The 20,415-nt window shown below is 40.1% G+C and carries 15 protein-coding genes; 2 read left to right on the top strand and 13 right to left on the bottom strand.

The genetic code is table 11. The annotated features are described in order from the left end of the window. Nucleotides 1–80: 80 nt before the first annotated feature. On the bottom strand, nucleotides 81–1,619 hold the full coding sequence (locus IGL70_RS12505) for a gluconokinase (RefSeq protein WP_104873714.1): 1,539 nt from the start codon (nucleotides 1,617–1,619) through the stop codon (nucleotides 81–83). A gap of 79 nt (nucleotides 1,620–1,698) precedes the next feature. Between IGL70_RS12505 and IGL70_RS12510 the strand changes: the two genes are divergently transcribed. Further along, nucleotides 1,699–2,385, top strand: coding sequence for a prepilin peptidase (locus IGL70_RS12510; RefSeq protein ID WP_002332239.1), 687 nt, complete (start codon nucleotides 1,699–1,701; stop codon nucleotides 2,383–2,385). Nucleotides 2,386–2,456: 71 nt separating this feature from the next. Here the strand turns inward: IGL70_RS12510 and msrA are convergent, their stop codons facing one another. From msrA to IGL70_RS12565, 11 genes are all read right to left on the bottom strand, one after another. Further along, nucleotides 2,457–2,984, bottom strand: a complete 528-nt coding sequence (gene msrA / locus IGL70_RS12515) for a peptide-methionine (S)-S-oxide reductase MsrA (RefSeq protein WP_002332238.1) — start codon at nucleotides 2,982–2,984, stop codon at nucleotides 2,457–2,459. Nucleotides 2,985–3,067: 83 nt separating this feature from the next. Further along, nucleotides 3,068–3,745 carry a beta-phosphoglucomutase gene (gene pgmB, locus IGL70_RS12520; protein WP_002288121.1) on the bottom strand — a complete coding sequence of 226 codons (678 nt, stop codon included), beginning with the start codon at nucleotides 3,743–3,745 and terminating at the stop codon, nucleotides 3,068–3,070. Then, nucleotides 3,742–4,872, bottom strand: coding sequence for a glycerate kinase (locus tag IGL70_RS12525; RefSeq protein ID WP_010723554.1), 1,131 nt, complete (start codon nucleotides 4,870–4,872; stop codon nucleotides 3,742–3,744). Before IGL70_RS12525 ends, pgmB begins: the two co-directional genes overlap by 4 nt. Continuing rightward, nucleotides 4,872–7,055 (bottom strand): glycoside hydrolase family 65 protein, encoded by a 2,184-nt coding sequence (locus IGL70_RS12530; protein ID WP_002288124.1) that lies wholly within the window; start codon nucleotides 7,053–7,055, stop codon nucleotides 4,872–4,874. The genes IGL70_RS12525 and IGL70_RS12530 overlap by 1 nt, the downstream gene beginning before the upstream one ends. Further along, nucleotides 7,052–8,077 carry a Gfo/Idh/MocA family protein gene (locus tag IGL70_RS12535; protein ID WP_104873715.1) on the bottom strand — a complete coding sequence of 342 codons (1,026 nt, stop codon included), beginning with the start codon at nucleotides 8,075–8,077 and terminating at the stop codon, nucleotides 7,052–7,054. The genes IGL70_RS12530 and IGL70_RS12535 overlap by 4 nt, the downstream gene beginning before the upstream one ends. Before the next feature lie 44 nt (nucleotides 8,078–8,121). Beyond that, nucleotides 8,122–8,949, bottom strand: coding sequence for a sugar phosphate isomerase/epimerase family protein (locus IGL70_RS12540; protein WP_002288129.1), 828 nt, complete (start codon nucleotides 8,947–8,949; stop codon nucleotides 8,122–8,124). After that, nucleotides 8,946–10,013 carry a zinc-dependent alcohol dehydrogenase gene (locus IGL70_RS12545; protein ID WP_002288131.1) on the bottom strand — a complete coding sequence of 356 codons (1,068 nt, stop codon included), beginning with the start codon at nucleotides 10,011–10,013 and terminating at the stop codon, nucleotides 8,946–8,948. The genes IGL70_RS12540 and IGL70_RS12545 overlap by 4 nt, the downstream gene beginning before the upstream one ends. A gap of 25 nt (nucleotides 10,014–10,038) precedes the next feature. Continuing rightward, nucleotides 10,039–10,875: a carbohydrate ABC transporter permease gene (locus IGL70_RS12550; protein ID WP_002288133.1), complete on the bottom strand. Its 837-nt coding sequence runs from the start codon at nucleotides 10,873–10,875 to the stop codon at nucleotides 10,039–10,041. Continuing rightward, entirely contained in the window at nucleotides 10,872–11,741 is an 870-nt protein-coding gene (locus tag IGL70_RS12555; protein WP_002302347.1) for a carbohydrate ABC transporter permease, read from the bottom strand. Before IGL70_RS12555 ends, IGL70_RS12550 begins: the two co-directional genes overlap by 4 nt. 69 nt (nucleotides 11,742–11,810) lie before the next feature. Next, nucleotides 11,811–13,094: an ABC transporter substrate-binding protein gene (locus IGL70_RS12560; RefSeq protein WP_002288135.1), complete on the bottom strand. Its 1,284-nt coding sequence runs from the start codon at nucleotides 13,092–13,094 to the stop codon at nucleotides 11,811–11,813. A gap of 13 nt (nucleotides 13,095–13,107) precedes the next feature. Beyond that, nucleotides 13,108–14,793: an alpha-amylase family glycosyl hydrolase gene (locus IGL70_RS12565; protein WP_086325122.1), complete on the bottom strand. Its 1,686-nt coding sequence runs from the start codon at nucleotides 14,791–14,793 to the stop codon at nucleotides 13,108–13,110. 276 nt (nucleotides 14,794–15,069) lie between these two features. Here IGL70_RS12565 and IGL70_RS12570 point away from each other — a divergent pair, with 276 nt between their 5' ends. Continuing rightward, on the top strand, nucleotides 15,070–16,095 hold the full coding sequence (locus IGL70_RS12570) for a LacI family DNA-binding transcriptional regulator (protein ID WP_002300082.1): 1,026 nt from the start codon (nucleotides 15,070–15,072) through the stop codon (nucleotides 16,093–16,095). A gap of 596 nt (nucleotides 16,096–16,691) precedes the next feature. Here the strand turns inward: IGL70_RS12570 and rpoC are convergent. Continuing rightward, entirely contained in the window at nucleotides 16,692–20,345 is a 3,654-nt protein-coding gene (gene rpoC / locus IGL70_RS12575) for a DNA-directed RNA polymerase subunit beta' (RefSeq protein WP_104873716.1), read from the bottom strand. Between the last annotated feature and the right edge of the window lie 70 nt (nucleotides 20,346–20,415).

Here is a 20,415-nt window from a genome sequence, read left to right on the forward strand (position 1 = left end):
AGTAGACTTTCAATGAAAAGTACAACAAAATCATTTACCTGAGAACGATTTTCAGTTCGCTTTTTTATCCGTAAAGCCAATCATTTTTCAGAATCAGCTAATTCTTCTCGCAGTTGAGCAAATTGCTGATAAGTCTGTGCTAAATGCTTTTGTGTCGAAACAAATAATGGATAGATTTTCTGATATTTTTTATGATCAGTTTCTTGTACTCCGACTTGCTCTTTCAATTCTATCAATTCCTGTGCTTCACTAATACTTTGGATCTTTCCGATGCTTCTCCAGCCTAAAATCACAGCTCCTAATGCGGATGCTTCTGTGACAGTAGGGAAAACAAGTGGGTAACCCAGTACATCAGCCATCATCTGACGAAAAATCGGAGATTGAGCAAACCCGCCTGTAGCACGGATCTCTGTGAGCTGATTTTCCTGGCAAACTCCTTTTAAAATCCGATAAAGATTGAGACAGATCCCTTCTAGAATCGCCTTCATCATTTCTTTTTCTGTATGTTGCCGCTGTAAACCGATAAAACTGCCAAACGCATCTGCGTCCCAAAGCGGTGCTCGCTCACCAAGTAAATAGGGATGAAAAATCAGACCATTGGCACCCGCTGGCACAAAAGCGATAGCCGAAAGCAGTGCATCATATGGATTTTCTCCTTTTTCTTTAGCAGATTGAACGACTTCCTGTAAAAATGTATGCCCTGCCCAATCAAAGATGCCAGCACCATTGCTAGTCGCTCCTCCCACTACCCAATGTTTCTGATCCAGAACATAACAAAATGTCTCCATTTCTGGATGGAACTGAGGCTGAGTAGTAATAAAACGAAGTGCTCCGCTCGTTCCTACGGTCAAAGCGGCGATCGTATCACCAAAAGCACCTAACCCTAGATTAGAAAGCGGCCCGTCTGCCCCTCCCAAAACAAATGATATATCATTTGGCAAACCTAGTTCTGCTGCTGTTTTTGATGGTAGACCTGTTACTTGATAGGTGGAAGGAAAGACTTGCGGCAATTGCTCTATTCGAATGTTCAAGTAGTCAAGCACTTCTTCTGCCCATTGGAATTCATGGATATCAAAATATCCAGTTCCTGAAGCTGTTCCGTAGTCGCTGATCAGTTCGCCAAACAATCTATAAAAGATATAGTCTTTGATACCGACAAAATAAGCAGTTTTTTTGAATAATTCAGGTTGGCTGTTTTGCAGCCACTTGATTTTGTTCAATGGTGTCATTGGATGAATCGGTGTCCCAGTCTGCCGATAAAATTCTTTGCCAAGCACGGTATATTTCAGTTTTTCTGCTTCGTCCGCTGCTCGGTTATCTGCCCAAGTGATCATTCGAGATAACGGTGTTTTCTCTTCATCCAACAATATCAGGCTATGCATCGCAGAGGAGAAGGAGACAAATTGAATGATTGTGTCTGAAGGCAACTGTTTAATTACTTCTTTTATAACGGTGCAGACGCCTTGAAAGATCAATTCCTGATCTTGTTCTGCCATCCCTTGTGTTTCTTGGATCAAAGGGTAGCGAAAATAAGCGGATGCTGCTTCTTGGGCTTCATCTGTGAAAGCAACTGCTTTGGTTTGTGTGGTTCCGATATCTAATCCGATTGAAACGTTCATTTTTTCACCTCAAATTTTATGTATGTACAAAAATTTAGTTTCAGCTTGCGTATCTTGGTTTTGAAAAGGGGGAGATGGCGTGTTACTTTATTTTATCATTGGTTGCTGTATCGGGTCATTTTTATGTTTAACCGCCCAGCGGATTCCGTTAGGTCACTCTATTATTTATCCTAGATCTCATTGTGTCAAATGCTGTCGTTCGCTTTCTTGGTATGAATTGATTCCGATTCTCTCGATCATCGTCCAACGATTTCGCTGTCGCTATTGCCGGTGTCGGTTGCCCTTCTACTATTTGTTGGCAGAAGCCTTATGTGGTGGTCTTTTTGTCTGGTTCTTTACTTTTTCTTCTGCAAGAAATTATTCGACGTTCATATGGATGCTTTCGGCTTTGCTATTTTCGTTGATGGATTTATTTTACTTCATGGTCCATTCTCACACGCTATTCTGTTCTTGGGCAATTTTATGGATTTTTTGGTTGCAGGCCGGCGTCTTCCAATGGCAAAGTGTGCTGTTAACGTTTATCGTAGGCGGTGTGTGCCTTCGCTATGGTCAATCCTATCTCGGAGCTGGTGATACTCTGTTGATGCTTTCTTGGAGTGGTGGCTTGTCTCTGGAAGAGTTGCTTCAGATCTTGTTTCTTGCTAGTCTGTTTGGAATATCCGTTTTTTCTGTTTACTTTATCTGTCATAAAAAAAAGATGGAAAAACTGCCTTTCATTCCTTTTTTGAGCAGTGCGTTGCTGATTGTCCTTCATCTTAGGTATTGAAAAGAGGTTGTGACAAACGACTTGTCACAACCTCTGATATACGGTGTTCCAAAAGTAGCTTTTTCGGCTTCTTATTTCTTGCCGCCCCAATGTCGACGAAGGAAACCGGCACGTCCAGAACCTTCTCGATAAAGATTGTAATGGAGCTTGTTTTTCTTGTAATAATCCTGATGGTAATCTTCTGCAGGATAGAACTCGCTTCTCGGTTCGATTTTTGTCACGATTGGCTTATCAAATCGTCCGCTGTCTTGCAATGCTTGTTTTGAACGCTCTGCAATATTTCGTTCTTCTTCATCATTATAGTAGATCACTGGACGATAAGAATCACCGCGATCAGCGAACTGTCCTAATGCGTCAGTCGGATCGGTTTGCTGCCAATAGATTTCCACCAACTGATCATAAGAAATAACTTCTGGATCATATTCGATCTCTACTGCTTCTGTATGCCCTGTTGTGCCTGTTGTTACTTGTTCATAAGTTGGATTTGGTACATGCCCGCCAGTATAACCTGATGTCACAGAAATGATCCCTGGCTGCTCTTCAAATGGTTTGACCATACACCAAAAGCATCCGCCTGCGAAAACTGCTTTTTTTGTCATATAAAATCCCCCTTTTTTCTCATCATACCTTGATTTCCAAAAGGAGGATAACGTTTTGCTTGTGACAGAAAAAACGGAAACTATTATATACGTGATACGGCTTCTGATAAATGCCAAAACGAACGTACTTGATCAAAAACGGTTAAATCAGGAATCACATATTCAGCAGAAGGAAGATTTATGTTTTCACCTATTCCCAATACATGCATGTTACCAGCCAAAGCTGCTTGACAACCAGCTTCTGAATCTTCAATGACCAAGCATGCATTTGGCGGTACATTCAATTGCTGTGCTCCTTTGAGAAAAACTTCTGGATCAGGTTTTGCTTTTGATACTTGCGTGCCGTCAATAAGGACATCAAAATAACTTGTCAAATTCGTTTTTTCTAAAATGAGGCGTGCATTTTTGCTTGCTGATCCCAATCCGATCTTGATGTTTGTTTTTTTCAAGTACTCAAGAACAGCTATTGCACCAGGCAAAACGGATGTTTCATCCATTTTTTGAATCGCTTGAAGATATAGATTGTTTTTTTGCTCAGCAAAGGCTGATTTCTCTTTTTCTGAGAATTTCTGTTCCATTTTTCCAAATGACAGCAATCGCTCTAGTGACTCGGTTCTGGATATTCCTTTCAGTTGCTCGTTTTCTTTCTCAGTGAATGGAATGGACAGCTGGTTAGCTAAAACCAGCCACGCTTCGTAATGATAACGAGCTGTGTCTACAAGAACGCCATCTAAATCGAATAGTGCTGCTTTGATTTTCATCGATTACCTCCTTGAAAATGAACGACTTGAAGTAAAGATGCGATGTTTTTAGCTGTGCGATGAAGATTATCAGTGGCTTGCTGTAAAGCTTCTTGTAAAGGCACAGCTGCAGGAAGGATCGGAAAAACGGCCGAAATGCCAACATCTGCTGCTTTTTCGCTTCCTTTACCAACACTTCCGCAAATAGCTATCACAGGAACGCCCTCTGGTACTCTTCTAGCAATCCCAACTGGCGCTTTTCCTTTTAGACTTTGTCCATCTAGACGTCCTTCGCCTACGATTACGAGGTCTGCTTGCTGTACCCGTTTATCGAACTCCAGTAAATCCAATACGTAGTCGATGCCAGAGACTATTTTCCCTGAAGCAAATGCTAACAGTCCTGCACCCATTCCACCACCAGCACCACTGCCCGATGCCTCGATTACTTGAGGGGCAAATCTCATATAAAAATCATGCATGGCTTGGTCAGCCACTGCTAATTCATTTTCTTTCAAGCCTTTTTGTGGTCCGAAAACAAAAGAAGCGCCTTCTTTTCCGCATAAAAGATTAGTAACATCAGTAATGACAGTGATTTTGGCTTTAATCAGCTCAATAGGCACGTTCGTTTTATCAACTGTAGCAATTTTACCTAGATTTTCTCCCAGTGCTTCTACTTTTTGATTATCTTGATCATAAAAAGCATAACCTAGACCTTCTGCCATGCCGATGCCGCCATCGTTGGTACTACTTCCGCCAACGCCGATGATGATGTGTCGAACACCTTGTTGCAACAATTGTCGTATCAGTTCTCCTACTCCTCGCGTGGATAACCTAAGTGGCTGTCGTTGGTTTAGTGGGACATCTTTCAATCCGACGATTTCTGCCATTTCAAAAATCGCAGTTTGACCGTCTGAAGCGTACTGGATTTCTTTGTTTTTGCCAAATGCATTAGTAACGACTGCTGTTTGCCGCTTCAACCTTAAACTGTCTGCTAATGATGAAACCGTTCCTTCTCCTCCATCGCCTATAGGTAGCAGATCATATTCAGCCTGAACAAAAACTTCTTGAAAACCTGATTGAATGGCTTGTGCTGCCTCTAAGGCTGTCAGACTTTCTTTGAAAGAATCTGGCGCAATCAGAATACGCATTATTTTCCCCTCCGTTCCAAGATCAGTTCTTTTTCCAGCTGGTATTGGTCTCCATTGACAAAAATAGGTAATGTTTCTTTCGTCTCTTTTTTTATTACTATTTGTTTTTTTGTCAAAACAAATAGCAACCTGTGATTTTTCCAAATAAAAGGAAAAGAAATTTTTTCCCATGCTGAAGGAAGTCTTGGAGAAATAGAAAGAGTTCCATTCGTTACTGTAATACCTGAAAAACCAAATATAACTGCTAGCCATAGTGCTCCTAATGAAGCAGCATGAATTCCGTCATCTGATGAATGCGGATCTGGTCCTAAATCAATCAGGCACGCTTCTTGGAATAAATGATACGCCCATTCCATTTCTTGGATACGGCAAGCCTCTATGGCGTGAATCGCTTTACTCAACGATGAGTCGTGGATCGTTTTGTTTTCATAGTAATGCAAATTCTTAGAAACGATTGGTTGAGAAAAATACTCAGGTAATAAGTATAACAGCATGACAAGATCTGCTTGCTTGCTGACTTGGAGTTCATTTACTTCGCTACGGGCATAATCAAGTAAAATAGACTGGCTGCCAGGACGTTCTTTGTAAGTGGTCAAATCAATAACTGGCTTACTGAGATACGTGTCATCTTGCGGAATCAGCTGTTCTTTGTTAGGCACTGGCAAATATAACTTGTCTAAAAAATTTTGACATTCTTTCAAAAAAAGCGGATCGCCAGCTTGATATTTAACAGCTAAGGCCACATTATAATGCGCCAGATAGTTCGTATATGCATTATTGTCGATATATTCTGTGTATTCATCTGGACCAATGACTCTGTGTATCTCTAAATGATCATCGACTTTTACAGCTCTGCTCAGCCAAAAAGCTGCTGTTTCATGAATGAGCGTTTTTCCCTTTGTTTCTAAAAACGATTGATCCTCTGTTGCTTGGACATACTCTTGAACGGCATAAGCAAGGTCTGCACTGATATGGTGTTCTGCGGCAGCTGAAGCAACTTCTTGTCTTGTTCCGGTTTTGATATTCAATGCAGCAAATTTGGGTGTCTCTTCCTGACCAGTGTGTGCGCTCTCCCATGGGAAAAGTGCACCTTGATAGTGATAATCTCTTGCTTTTTGCCGTGCGCCTTCTAATCGATCATAACGGTACAGCAGCAAATTCTTTGCTACTTCAGGAAACTGATATAAAAAGAAAGGCAGGATAAAAATTTCCGTATCCCAGAAAACATGCCCTTTATAACCTTCGCCAGTTAGTCCCTTCGCCCCTACACTAACACTTGGATCATTGCGGGGAGTCATAATCTGTAAATGGTAAGCAGCGAAGTCCATCGCTAACTGATCGAAAGAAGAATCGCCTTGGATCGTTATCCGATGCTGATGCCAAAAATCTGTCCAATAAGACATCGACTGCTCTAAAATTTCTGTATAACTAACGCTTTTCTGGGCTTGGGCAATACTTTTCTTAAACGGGTCTGTTTGCTGAAGAGAGGTAGAGAGCACGATGATCTTCTCCAGCGTAAAGGACGTATTTTTTCTGATCTTTTCTGAAAAGGAAGCGGTGATCCGGCGATTTTTTGCTTGGAATACACCTGCTTTATTGAATTTAGCTGCAATCCCAATATCAATTTTACTTTCTGTTGTCTGGTAGGATGCACTGATCAAATCGTCACCAAATACTCGCAGTTCTTTTTCAACCAACTGCTGTGTACCAAAATTGGTTTGCTGTCCATCGATACCCGTTTTCACATCTACTTGGCAGTCTTCGGTCAACGGCTTGATGACCACTTTCAGGGCTGCCTGATGGAGATTATTTTGATCAGCAACACGACAAGTAATGACTTCCACTTTTTTTCCTTGAGCAGTTTCAATGAGCGCATAGCGTTTAAGCTCTCCCATTTCTAAATCTAGTGCCCGCTCGTATGCAAGAACTTTCATCGTCTCAAGAGAAAAATGTTCACCGTCGATTTTTATTTCCCATCTGATGACATCTGGAAGATTCACTAACTCGGCTGATTCTGCTCCTAAAGGTCGGTTATATACACCAGCTGCAAACATTCCCCTTACTTGATTCCGATAGTCTTCCTCCTGGCTTCCTCTGATACCAAAAAATCCATTTCCAATGGTCATCTGACTCGCATACTTATTGATATACTCTAAATCAAATTGTTTTTCTTCTACTTTCATAAGGTAATAACTTCTCCTGTTTCTGCCGAACGATATAAATTTTCCACCAGATTCTGGATGACATATCCTTGCCAGCCATCTGCAATCATCTGAGCCTGGTCACCGAGCGCCCTATTCACAAAATGAGCCATACTTTGTTCATGTGGGTCATTAACTGGCGTGGTCTTTTGTAAGGAAACCAGCTTTCCATCTACATCTTCGAATAGTTCGCCTGGATACAGATTAGCACCTGCCTGATCGCCACAAAAAGCCACATTCAGTTTGTCTTCTCTGATATTCAAAGCAAACGAAGTATTCAGTTGGATGATCTTGCCGTTTTCTAATTCCAGTGTGCCAAAAATTGCATCTTCTACTGTGAATTTGCTTGGATCCCATTTCCCGAATTTCCCTGAATTTTTTTTCGTACCAATTTTTTGGAAGCTGTACGCCCGAACGCTTTTTACTTTAGGAAATCCAGTAATATACATCGCTGTATCAAGCATGTGAATGCCATAATCGATCAAAGGCCCGCCTCCTTGAAGTTCTTTGTCGATAAACGTTCCCCAGCCTGGAACACCAGACCGACGAAGCGCATTCGCTTCTACGTAATAAATATCCCCGAGAACATCAAGATGATTCTTGATCATTGTTGCTTCGTCAGAAAAACGATGCTGGAATCCATAAGCCAAAATCTGCCCGTTTTTATCGGCTGTCTCTGCCATCTTTCTTGCTTGATCAGCTGTCATAGCTGGTGGTTTCTCGCACATCACTGAAGCATTAGCTTCGAGGGCAGCCAATACATGTTCGAAGTGAAAGCGATTGGGTGTACAGACACTCACGATATCGGGAGAAATCTCATTCAGCATTTGTGTAACTGATGTATACGCATGAGAAAATCCTGTACGTCGGCAAAAGTCTTCTGCTCGCTGGCTGACTGGATCAACCACAGCGACCAATTCTAAGACATCTGATCTTTTTTGATAATAAGCAGCATGTACTTTTTCTGCTACTTGTCCAGCGCCTATGATTGCTACTTTCTTCATTTATTTCTCCCTCCTTTGCTTATTTACTTATTGTTTTTCTTTCTCTATTCTTTCTCTAAATCATTTAAATGACGCGCTGTTTCCAGACAGTTTTTCAAGTATTGCAATGATTCCTGATAAATTTTCACTTCATTTTCTCCTCGCAAACGACATTCATATACCATATAACCTTCATACTCATTTTGAAGTAGCGTTTGAAAATGGCGAGTAAAATCAATTGCGCCAGATCCTGGTTGGTAGCGATGATTATCTGCTAAATGGATATGACCCACATACTCTTTTTGCGTAGTCAATGCTTTTGAAATATCATCTTCTTCAATATTCATATGATAAAAATCAGCGATGATCTGCACATGTTTCAATTGATTAGAGTCAATGTAATGACGCGCATCCGCTAACAAATTGATCATATGGTCTTGGTATCGGTTCAAAGGCTCCAAATAAATAACCGTACCTGTTTCTTCGGCTACTTTATCTAAATAACGAAGTGATTCGCTGACTGCTTTATAGTCTCCTTCTTTGCTTCGGGGTGAAACCATCGGCGGTAATCGATAAGTGAACATTCCCCAAGCTGCTGGGATAACGATTCCTTTGCCTCCAACCTCGCTTAGTGCACGCAAAATCTCAGCAATTTGACGTACACCATTAAGACGCCGTTCTTCGATAAAGTCACCGATCCACCCATCGTAGCCGTTACAAGCTGTCACTACTGGGATCCCTGTTTCTTTGATTGCCTGTTTGACTGTATCGATATTTTCTATTAACAACTTACCGTCGATTTCGTATTCTTCAAATCCACAGTCTTTGATAAATCTAAATTTTTCTAAAATGTCTCTTGGGAAAAATGCTTGATCTTGCGTACCGAATTTCATTGTTCTCCTCCTCGGACTTGAACGCCCATTTTGATACTTTCTTCTGGGTGCTGGTCTACATAACGCATGTAAGCTTCTGCGCTTTCTGCAAATGGCACAACTGGATCAATGATTTCTTCACAATCCAAGTAACCGTTCATCAATAATTCCCAACATGTGTCCTCGATTCGTTTACGGTTCCATCTTGGGTAATCTGGGTTTGGTTCACTAGATGCTCGAGCAAAGACGATTTTTGCATTATTGAAATGTGCTTCGCGACCAAGATTAAACCCAGCTGGAAAAGGTTTAGCAAAGGCAACATAAGAAATGATCCCGCCATAGCCGATCCCTCTTAAAGAAGCTTGTAATGCGGCAGCACTGCCACTCGTTTCAATAACTGAATCTACTCCACGTTTATCTGTCAATTCCTTTAGACGAAAACCGACATCTGCTTTCATAGGATCTAGCGTGTAATCGGCACCGTATTTTTCTGCTAATTCTCTACGCTGCGCTATGGGATCGATCCCAACAATGGTAGTAGCACCTGCTTTTTTAGCTAATTGAATCGCAATTTGCCCGATAGCGCCTAAACCGAAGATTGCTACAGCATCACCTGCTCGAACATGTGCTTCTCGGATACCACCTAAAGCGAATTGAGCAGGATCGTAACATACTGCATTTTTCCATTGATCCAACCGATCAAGTTTACGTAGTTTATAATTATCAACACCGTTTGTAATTAGTGTTTCACGAATGGGTCCATAAGTGCAGACTAACTCTCCTTTTTGATACTCTGTCACCAAACTGCCCGTTTCTTCGATCGTACCGACAATCATATTTCCTAATTGAAATTCGCCAAATACCACACCGCGTTGGCTTCCTTCTTCTCTTGGCAAGAATAGGCGCCATTCTTCCGAAAATTCTTCATCGATAAATGGACTTAATCCTCTAAAGTCGACAATTTCTGTTCCTGGTTTTGGAGTAGCGAAAATTACTCGGATACGTACTTCGTTCTTTTCGATCTCACGGTCTTCGTAATCTTTGAATCCGGCTATTCTTGGTTCTAATGCAACTAATTTTTTCATCTTTTCTTTCCTCTTTCTTTTCTTTTTATCCTTTTACGCCGCCTTCGACTAAATCACCTTTAATAAATCGTTCAGATAACGCATACATAATGATGACTGGTAAAGCGGTCACCAATGAAGCGGCCATCATTCGTCCCCAAATGTAGTCTGGTGTACTGAATAATGTGTTCAAACCGATTGGTAAAGTAAATTTTTCGGAGGTCGACAGGAAAATCGAAGCAAATAAATAATCATTCCACGAAACCATAAAGCAATAAACGAAGACAGAAATGATTCCAGAAATAGCCAATGGTATAATGATCCGAATAATGATCTGGATCCGGCTAAGACCATCGATCATTGCTGCTTCTTCAATATCAGTCGGAATCGTGTCAAAATAACTTTTTAGCATGAATATCGCAGTAGGAAGTGTTTGAACGACCATCGTGATAATCAGTGCTGTATTGGTATCATACAAACCTAGACCGGAAATGATTTTAAATAATGGAACAACGATCAAAATACCGGAAAACATATAAACGGTGTAAAAGCTAGCATTGATTTTCGAGCGAGCTTTGAAGCGTAGTTTTGACAAAGCGTATGCCCCGCTGATCCCAATCACTACTGCAGTTACGGAGGCTATCAAGGAGATCACTAAACTATTTTTGAAATACATGATGAATGGAAAAATCTCAGCATTGAAAATATCCTGATAATGTTCAAAAGTCCATTCTTTCGGAAAAATAGTTTGTGTCGTTGCAATTGCTTCTTGTGAATCCTTGAATGATGTCATCAGCATGATCAAAAATGGAAACAAATTGACAGCTAATAGCAACAAAATCGTCGCGTAAAATAAGATTTTCCTGCTCTTTTTATTTTTCATTTCAAGTCCACCTTCTTTCGTGAGAGCAAGACGACCGCTGCAATAATGATGAACAATAGAATCGATATAGCTGCTGCTTTTCCAAGATCATTGAACGCAAAGGCTGTCTGATACAAATAAACGCCTAAGATATTGACTTTATTCGTCAGTAGATAGACATCTGTAAACATATAGAACATCCAGATAGATCGTAAAACAATCACAGTTGCTAGTACTGGTTTGATTGCCGGCAGTGTCACGATCTTGAACTTCTGCCAAGCATTTGCACCGTCCATTTCAGCTGCTTCATAAAGCGTTTTGTCGACTGTTTGCAAAATAGCCAAAAATGAAATAAACGCATACGGATAGTATCTCCAGATCGCAAACAAAACGACCATAAAGAAGCTAGCAACTGGCTGATCGAACCACAGCGGTGCTTCGTTGAAAAGCTGCAACCTATCTACTAACAGATCATTGACGATTCCATAACTATTATTGAACATATATTTCCAAGCAAAAATCAAAGAAATAGATGGCGTAACATAACTTAATAAAATCAGTGAACGCACCGTTTTCCTAAATCTGAACTTGCGGTTAAGCAAAATAGCTACGGCTAATCCTAAAGCTGTACTGCCTGCTACAACTAAGAATGTGTAAGCAACTGTTAAACCTAAAGAACGATAAAATTCACTATCACTTAAAATTTCAAGATAATTGCTTAATCCGATAAAAACGGCGTCTAAGTTAGGATTCAGCGGCATATCGAAAAAACTGATCTGAATATTGGAAAGCATTGGAATCAGCACTAAAACAGCTAATAAAAGCATGCTTGGTGCTAAAAGTCCCATGGCTAATTTTAAGTCAGAATGTTTCCTTGGACGATTCATTGAAACCTCCCCCTGATAATCTGCCAATAGCTATCTGATTTTTTCGAACACCATTGGCAGAACTTCTTGTTATTTCGTATTTTTTTGTGCGTCAGCTAAAGCTTGATCGACATCTTCGTTTCCGACAGTTACTTGGTTCACTGCTTTTCCGATCACACCTGAGCTTGTGATATCTCCCATTTTCGTGAAATTCTTTTCCCCGACTAGTCCAAAGACTTGTACTTCATCAAAAGCACTAGCAATCTCAGATGGCAGCTCGCCAAAAGACTTGATGACTTCATTTTCTTTGTAACCATCCAGTTCGACTACTTGTTTATTCACTGGTTGAGCACCACCAGGAGACATCAAGACCCACTTTTCCATGTTTTTCGGTTGAGATAAGAAAGCTGTGAATGCTTCAGCAGCCTCTTTTTGTTTCTCGTCTAGACCAGAAGAAATCGTCAATCCAGATACTGTGCCATAGACAGCTTGATCTTTTTGTGTTGGGATAGCAAAACCGATATTTTCTGAGTTCCCCGCTTCATAAACAGAAGGCAAAATGTAAGTTGAATAGATTGCCATTGGTGCTGTTCCATTCATGAAAGCATCTTTGATTTCTGTCACATCATTAGAGCCTGGCATCGTGTATTGGGATAAGTTTTGATAAAACGACAATGCTTCTCTCATCTTTTCCGTATCGATCGTTACCTCGCCTTCATCATCCAAGACATTTGCTCCATTTGACAAAGCAAATTGAGAGAACGCTTGCTCACTCATTGTTCCTTCAGCAGTAGGCATAGCAATTCCATATTGTTTATTCTCTTTATCTGTGAAATGTTGAGCAATTTTTAAAATATCATCCCAATTTTCTGGTTCTGAAAAACCAGCTTCTGATAATTTTTCTTTGTCATACCAAATACCTTGAACCCAGCCGCTAATTGGTGCAGCAATATAGCTTTTTCCATCTTCTGAACGAACAAGGTTTTTGGCTCCGTCATAATAATTATCTTCTCCAGCTTCCTCGATAACGTTTTGGACTGCCGTCTGATCAATCAGTTCATCTTTATCCATCACTTTAGCAAAATCCTGACTGACTTCCATTACTTCTGGTAATTTACCGGAACGAGCTAACGTAACGATTTTCGTATTGAACGCTGATTCTTCTACCGGCACTTGCTTGATTTTGATGTCTGGATTTTCTTTTTCAAAATCAGCAACCAGTTCATTGATCACACTTAATCGTTCCTGTTCGACAGAAGAGTGCATGAATTGAATCGTTGTCTGTTGTGATTCGTTAGAGCTTTGACTTTCACCACAAGCAGTAAGAAGAAATCCAGTAGCTAGCAGACAGGTAGTAACAATAATTTTTTTCATTTTTTTCCACCTCTTATTTTATTATTTTCAGCCACATATATTCATACGGCTGGAATATCAACTTTCGTTCTTGACTGCAATGGATAATTTGTCCAGAAAACAGGTCTAGGTAATCTCCTTTTGGTAAAAGATAACCTGCTGATTGATTGGAAAAATTATGGATAACTAAGACTTTCTCTTCCTTCGCTTCGCGAATAAAACTGATAAAAGAATCTGCTGAGTCCAGTAAGTAAATCAAACTATTCGGATGGAAGGCTTTTTCTTTTTTTCGAATAGATAGCATCTGGGTCAATTCACCATATACTGCTATTCTTAATGGATCTGTCTGCAACTCTTTCTCAATATCTGCTAACAAAAATTTTTGCCGATTGATTTTTCGATTCTCTCCTGTTTTTTCTACGCCTTTGTAATCATTTCGACTTCCCAGCACACTTTGAATATAAATTGCCGGCACGCCTGGTAACGTTACCAAAAATGAATGAGCTGCTAAAAAGCGTTTGCTTCTCCATTCCGTCGTATCTGTTGGAGAACTTAACGCATCTAGATACGTAGCGTTTATCTCATATGGACTGGTCGTTCCATCTGGGTTTTTCTTGTAGTTTACTCGGGCACCCTCTTTCTTCAGCTGTTCCACTAATTCAAGGATCGTTTTTTCCGGCAGAATACCTCTTATCGGGTTTAATCCGATTCCGTCATGGGAAGCTAAAAAATTAAAAAAGGTCGTTTTTTTCGATGTAAAATTGATTGTTTCTAACCATTCTTTCAACTTACTTGTATTTCCCGAGCGTATCGCGTGAAGAGTCAAAGGTGGCAGTGAAAACTGATAGACCATCTGTGCTTCATTCCTGCCATCGCCAAAATAACTAATATTATCTTTATGTGGCACATTTGTCTCGGTGATCAATACCGTTCCTGGAGCTGCTTCATCAACGATTGCACGGAATAACTGAATAATCTTATGCGTTTCTGGCAGGTGTATACAAGAAGTTCCTAGTTCTTTCCATAAAAACCCCACAGCATCCAAACGAATAAATGAAGCGCCTTTTTCTAGGTAAAACAAAAGAATATCGATCATTTTCAATAAAACTTCTGGGTTTTTAAAATTCAAATCTACTTGATCTTCGCTAAAAGTCGTCCATACATGTTTTTCTTTCCCGTTTTTGTCGATGAAAGTTGTAAGTAGTGGACTAGTCCTTGGTCTAGTCACGCTGCTTGTATCTGTATCCAGTGGCAAATCAATAAAAAAATCTTTGTACGTATCATTCAAGTTTAAATATTCCTGAAACCAAGTACTTTCGGCAGACATATGATTGCAGACAAAGTCGAACATCAACCTTGTTTCGCTTCTCATTTCTTCTACATCGTCCCATGTGCCCAAATGGTCGTTGATTGCCTGATAATCTAAAACGGAGAAACCATCATCAGATGTATATGGAAAAAATGGCAAGAAATGAACAACACTAAATGTATCTGCCAAATACTTTTGATAAAATTTCTTAAATGTACGCAAAGTTGGTTGCTGCTCTTCAAAAAATTGATCTCCATAAGTAATCAAGAAAATATCTTCTTCGTCCCAATGCAGTTTGCCTGCCTGGCCTTTCTTCTGCTGATAATCACTGACTTTTTGTTCAATCATAGAGGCGGTTTTCTCAGCCAAATCTGAGTCTCGATAAATTGCTTGTAAAAGTTTTGTATACATCGGATTCCCCTTTCTTTTTATGGGAGCGTTCCCAGCAACTCGATCATATTATGGAAAACGCTTACTGTCAATAGCGTTTTTTTTAAATAATTTTGATATACGCAAAAATACAAATAAGAAAGCTTATGTATCAATAGTTAGTGGATTCTTAAAAAAATATAATCTCTTATTATCCTCTAAGCTATTCCTCCATTTTCAAAATCATAGACAAAAAAGAATGTCTATTGTACTATGGAATTATTCTAAAACGCTCCCAAAAAGGAGGTGCATATAAAATTGAAACCTACTATTTATGACATTGCGAACAAAGCCAATGTCTCCAAATCAACTGTCTCCAGAGTATTAAATAACCAGCCAAATATCTCTGATAAAGCAAAAGCAAGTGTACTTCAAGCAATCAAAGAATTGAATTATGAACCGAGCAAAATTGCAAGAGGACTGTCAGGAAATGGTTTTGACGCGATTCTAGCATTATCTCATCGTACTTCTCATACGACCTATGGCAATCCTTTTTTTTCAGATGTTATTCAATCCATTTCTGCCGTTTCTGAACAAAATAACTTCGACTTGATTCTACAAACGGCAAAAACACCAGAAGAAGAGCTAGAAAAATGCGCGAAAAAGATCCAAGAAAAAATGATTCGAGGAATTATTATTTTAAGCTCTACGATGGATGAAACACTTCTTTTTGAATTGGATCAATACAATATTCCTATTGTGGTAATCGGAAAAGTCGGAAACGACTACACGAACATCTACTCAGTGGACACGGATAATTTCCAGGATAGTTACGATTTGGTGGAAACACTGATCAAGAATGGACACCGTCATATCGGCTGTCTCCATGCTCCGACAGAAGTTTATGTATCCAATGATCGTCTCAATGGTTACCGTCAATGCTTATTTGATCATCACCTAGATATCCGTAATGAATGGATCATAGACGGCGGCTTTCGCTTAGAAGACAGCATGGCAGCAATGAATGATTTAATGAAGTTGCGAGAAAGACCAACTGCGATTTTTTCTACCGATGCATTAAAATCATTGAGTATTTACAAAGTGGCAGAACAAACTGGAAAGCAGATACCTGATGATCTTTCGATCGCAGGATTCAGTGATCCCTTATTGTCCTCCCTATTTTCGCCACAGCTGACTCGGATAGACATTCCAACAAATCAGTTAGGAATCAAAGCCACAGAACTTTTATTCCAATTGATCCATCACCAATACCCAGAAGAAAAAAGAATCATTCTTTCAACCGAGATTACTCTCACAGATTCGATCCAACAACAAGAAATGTAGGGCAGATTTATAAAAGAACAGAAACACTGAGGATAAGTCAGTTACTCTGTTCTTTTTTCAATCACTCATCCTCCATTACCCCCTCCCGGTATTTTAGCGGATTTTTCTTTATTTTCAATCTGTTTTAGATAGCTGTGGATAACTATAATGTTTGTGTTAAACTATTTTTTCCACAGGGAAGAAAAAACTATTTTTAACCACGTTGTGTATAAGTTTTTATAGTTCGTTTTTTTAAACACATTTACCCTTATTTCAATCCATGTTATTTGGGGATACTTATCTCTAAAACATAAATAGAATAACTAGACATGTCTACTGGTTTTGTTTTATTCGAGGAATTATTCAATAATAGCTAGCAAAATATTAAAAATAACCGCTCTATCTTCCCATCAATTTATTTTGCATTCAAAAAATGATCTATCTTTACTTTTGTTGATTGACTTCTCTTGGAAGATGATCGTTCCGATACCTTAATGGGATACAAATCGATGTTGTTAAGATCCTTTCCCACTTTTCTTCTAGTTAGACAAATTATTTTAGACAAACAAAAAAAGAGGTTGTGACAATAATTTGTCACAACCTCTTTTGTAAAATATCTATTTTGTTTGATTGTTCATTGCGTCTTCTGCAGCCATTTGCGCTTCAATATCTGAAATACTGTAGACATTTTCGCTTGCTACACCGACTTCTTTTGGTTCCATGTCACGGTAACGTTGCATACCAGTACCAGCTGGGATGATCTTACCGATAATAACATTTTCTTTCAAACCAAGAAGAGGATCTTTCTTACCGCGGATCGCAGCATCCGTCAAGACACGAGTTGTTTCTTGGAATGATGCAGCAGATAAGAAACTATTTGTTTCTAATGATGCTTTTGTAATACCTAGCAAGACTGGTCGAGAAGTTGCAGGAACGCCTCCTGAGACTAGCGTATTGTAGTTTTGATCTTTAAAGTCTGCGATGTCTAATAATGTACCTGGTAAGATATCTGTATCACCTGGATCCATTACACGAACCTTACGCAGCATTTGACGAACCATTACTTCGATATGCTTGTCACCGATTTCTACCCCTTGCATACGGTAAACACGTTGTACTTCACGAAGCAAGTAGTTTTCAACAGATAATACATCGCGAACTTGCAACAATTGTTTTGGATCGATTGATCCTTCTGTCAATGGTGCACCACGGTGGATCATATCGCCTTCTGCTACTTTCATACGTGCTGTATAAGGAACAGTATACGTACGTGTATCTGTTTTTCCTTTGATTGTTACTTCTTTGGTACGTGTTGCAGGATCTTCTGAGATATCGATGACATCCCCTGTTACTTCTGTGATCACTGCTTGCCCTTTCGGATTACGTGCTTCAAAGATTTCTTGGACACGAGGAAGACCTTGAGTGATATCGTCTCCGGCAACCCCACCTGTATGGAATGTACGCATCGTCAACTGAGTACCAGGTTCACCGATTGATTGAGCGGCGATCGTACCAACTGCTTCTCCGACTTCAACGTCAGAGCCAGTTGCAAGGTTGCGTCCGTAACAATGTTTGCAGACACCATGTTTTGTATTACATGTGAAGACAGAACGGATTGTCACTGTTTCGACACCTGCATCAACGATTTGTTTTGCGATGTCTTCGGAAATCAATTGGTTTCCTGCAATGATCAATTCATTTGTTTCAGGATGACGTACTTCTTTACGAGTGTAACGTCCCACTAAACGATCTTCTAATGATTCGATGATTTCATTTCCTTCACGGATTGCTTGGATTTCAAGACCTCGGTCAGTACCGCAATCTTCTTCACGGATGATTACATCTTGGGCCACGTCAACCAGACGACGAGTCAAGTAACCTGAATCGGCAGTCTTCAAGGCTGTATCGGTCATCCCTTTACGAGCCCCGTGAGTTGAGATAAACATTTCCAAGACGGATAGTCCTTCACGGAAGTTCGAAATGATTGGCAATTCCATGATTCGACCATTAGGAGCGGCCATCAAACCACGCATTCCGGCAAGCTGTGTAAAGTTGGAAATGTTACCACGAGCTCCAGAATCAGACATCATGAAGATTGGATTTTTCGCTTCCAAACCTTCCATCAGTTTTTGTTGGATGCTGTCTTTTGCAGCATTCCAAACAGCAATGACACGTTCATAACGTTCGTCATCTGTGATCAGACCACGACGGAATTGTTTTGTAATAGTTTCAACTTGTTTATGGGCATTTTCAATGATTTCTTGTTTTTCATTCAGTACACTGATGTCAGCGATCCCTACAGTGATACCGGCATGTGTCGAATGTTTGTACCCTAAGTCTTTCATACGGTCAAGCATCTTAGAAGTTTCTGTTACTTTGAATCGTTTGAAGACTTCTGCGATGATGTTTCCTAAGTTTTTCTTCTTGAACGGTAATACTAATTCTTGCTCTTTGATATGTGCAGGAATATCAGTACCAGCTTCAACAAAGTATTTGTCCGGTGTTTGGACGGTCAAGTTGAAGTCTGTTGGTTCATTCAGATAAGGGAATTCAGGAGGCATGATCTCGTTGAAGATGATCTTACCAACTGTTGTGATCATCGTACGTTCTTTTTGCCATTCAGTAAATGGTTTTTCACCTAATGAGTTAGGGTTCACACCGATACGTGAATGTAAATGAACATATCCGTTGCGCCATGCGATAACGGCTTCGTTTTGATCTCTGAAGACCATTCCTTCGCCTTCGCGTCCTTCTTCTTCCATTGTCAAGTAGTAGTTACCTAGAACCATATCTTGAGAAGGAGTAACAACTGGTTTACCATCTTTAGGGTTCAAGATGTTTTGAGCAGCTAACATCAACATACGTGCTTCTGCTTGTGCTTCTTCATTCAATGGCACGTGGACAGCCATTTGGTCTCCATCGAAATCGGCATTATAAGCTTCACATACAAGTGGATGCAAACGGATTGCGCGTCCTTGTACTAAAACTGGTTCGAATGCTTGGATACCAAGTCGGTGAAGCGTAGGTGCCCGGTTCAGCAATACTGGGTGTTCCTTGATTACGTCTTCTAAGACATCCCATACTTCGTCTTCTTGACGTTCGATTTTACGTTTAGCGTTTTTGATGTTTGAAGCTAGTTCGCGTTGAACAAGCTCACGCATCACGAATGGTTTGAATAATTCGATAGCCATTTCTTTTGGAAGTCCACATTGGTACATCTTCAAGAAAGGTCCAACAACGATAACGGAACGACCGGAGTAGTCGACACGTTTACCTAGCAAGTTTTGACGGAAACGACCTTGTTTCCCTTTCAACATATGAGAAAGAGATTTCAATGGGCGGTTACCTGGTCCAGTAACTGGACGTCCGCGACGACCGTTATCGATCAATGCATCTACTGCTTCTTGCAGCATACGTTTTTCATTTTGAACGATGATTCCAGGTGCATTCAAGTCTAATAAACGTTTCAAACGGTTATTACGGTTGATTACACGACGGTAAAGATCATTCAAGTCACTTGTTGCAAAACGTCCACCTTCTAATTGAACCATTGGGCGTAAATCTGGTGGAATAACAGGGAGAACGTCCATAACCATCCAGCTTGGTTGATTTCCTGAAGCGCGGAATGCTTCTAAAATATCCAAACGGCGGATTGCACGTGTACGTTTTTGTCCTTGTGCAGATTTCAATTCTTCTTTCAATTCGGCTGCTTCTGCATCTAGATCAACATTATCAAGTAATTGTTTGATCGCTTCTGCACCCATAGCAGCTTGGAATTCTTGTCCATATTGTTCACGTTTTTCGCGATACTCGCGTTCTGTCAACAATTGTTTTTTCTCTAAATTCGTATTTCCTGGTTCGATGACTACATATGAAGCAAAATAAATGATTTCTTCCAAAGCGCGTGGGCTCATGTCTAATACAAGACCCATACGTGAAGGAATCCCTTTAAAGTACCAGATATGTGAAACAGGAGCTGCTAATTCAATATGTCCCATGCGTTCACGGCGAACTTTCGAACGAGTAACTTCCACTCCGCATCGATCACAAACGATTCCTTTATAACGGATACGTTTGTATTTTCCGCAGGCACATTCCCAGTCTTTTGTAGGACCAAAAATCCGCTCACAGAACAACCCTTCGCGTTCAGGTTTTAAGGTACGATAGTTAATCGTCTCAGGTTTTTTTACTTCACCGTAAGACCAGCTTCTGATTTTTTCGGGAGAAGCCAAACCTATTTGCATACTTTCGAATTTATTTACATCGATCAAAAGGGGTTCCCTCCATTTCATTTAATGGCAAACCGCAAGACGGCTGATCTTCGACCGCCTTGCAGCTCAT

The sequence above is a fragment of the Enterococcus sp. DIV0901a genome (assembly GCF_051711525.1).
Lineage (GTDB): Bacteria > Bacillota > Bacilli > Lactobacillales > Enterococcaceae > Enterococcus_B > Enterococcus_B faecium.

Bases quoted from the DNA above. Each gene is read 5' to 3' on its own strand.
- IGL70_RS12505 (WP_104873714.1), bottom strand. From the start codon at position 1,619: ATGAACGTTTCAATCGGATTAGATATCGGAACCACACAAACCAAAGCA.
- msrA (WP_002332238.1), bottom strand. From the start codon at position 2,984: ATGACAAAAAAAGCAGTTTTCGCAGGCGGATGCTTTTGGTGTATGGTC.
- pgmB (WP_002288121.1), bottom strand. From the start codon at position 3,745: ATGAAAATCAAAGCAGCACTATTCGATTTAGATGGCGTTCTTGTAGAC.
- IGL70_RS12525 (WP_010723554.1), bottom strand. From the start codon at position 4,872: ATGCGTATTCTGATTGCGCCAGATTCTTTCAAAGAAAGTCTGACAGCC.
- IGL70_RS12530 (WP_002288124.1), bottom strand. From the start codon at position 7,055: ATGAAAGTAGAAGAAAAACAATTTGATTTAGAGTATATCAATAAGTAT.
- IGL70_RS12535 (WP_104873715.1), bottom strand. From the start codon at position 8,077: ATGAAGAAAGTAGCAATCATAGGCGCTGGACAAGTAGCAGAAAAAGTA.
- IGL70_RS12540 (WP_002288129.1), bottom strand. From the start codon at position 8,949: ATGAAATTCGGTACGCAAGATCAAGCATTTTTCCCAAGAGACATTTTA.
- IGL70_RS12545 (WP_002288131.1), bottom strand. From the start codon at position 10,013: ATGAAAAAATTAGTTGCATTAGAACCAAGAATAGCCGGATTCAAAGAT.
- IGL70_RS12550 (WP_002288133.1), bottom strand. From the start codon at position 10,875: ATGAAAAATAAAAAGAGCAGGAAAATCTTATTTTACGCGACGATTTTG.
- IGL70_RS12555 (WP_002302347.1), bottom strand. From the start codon at position 11,741: ATGAATCGTCCAAGGAAACATTCTGACTTAAAATTAGCCATGGGACTT.
- IGL70_RS12560 (WP_002288135.1), bottom strand. From the start codon at position 13,094: ATGAAAAAAATTATTGTTACTACCTGTCTGCTAGCTACTGGATTTCTT.
- IGL70_RS12565 (WP_086325122.1), bottom strand. From the start codon at position 14,793: ATGTATACAAAACTTTTACAAGCAATTTATCGAGACTCAGATTTGGCT.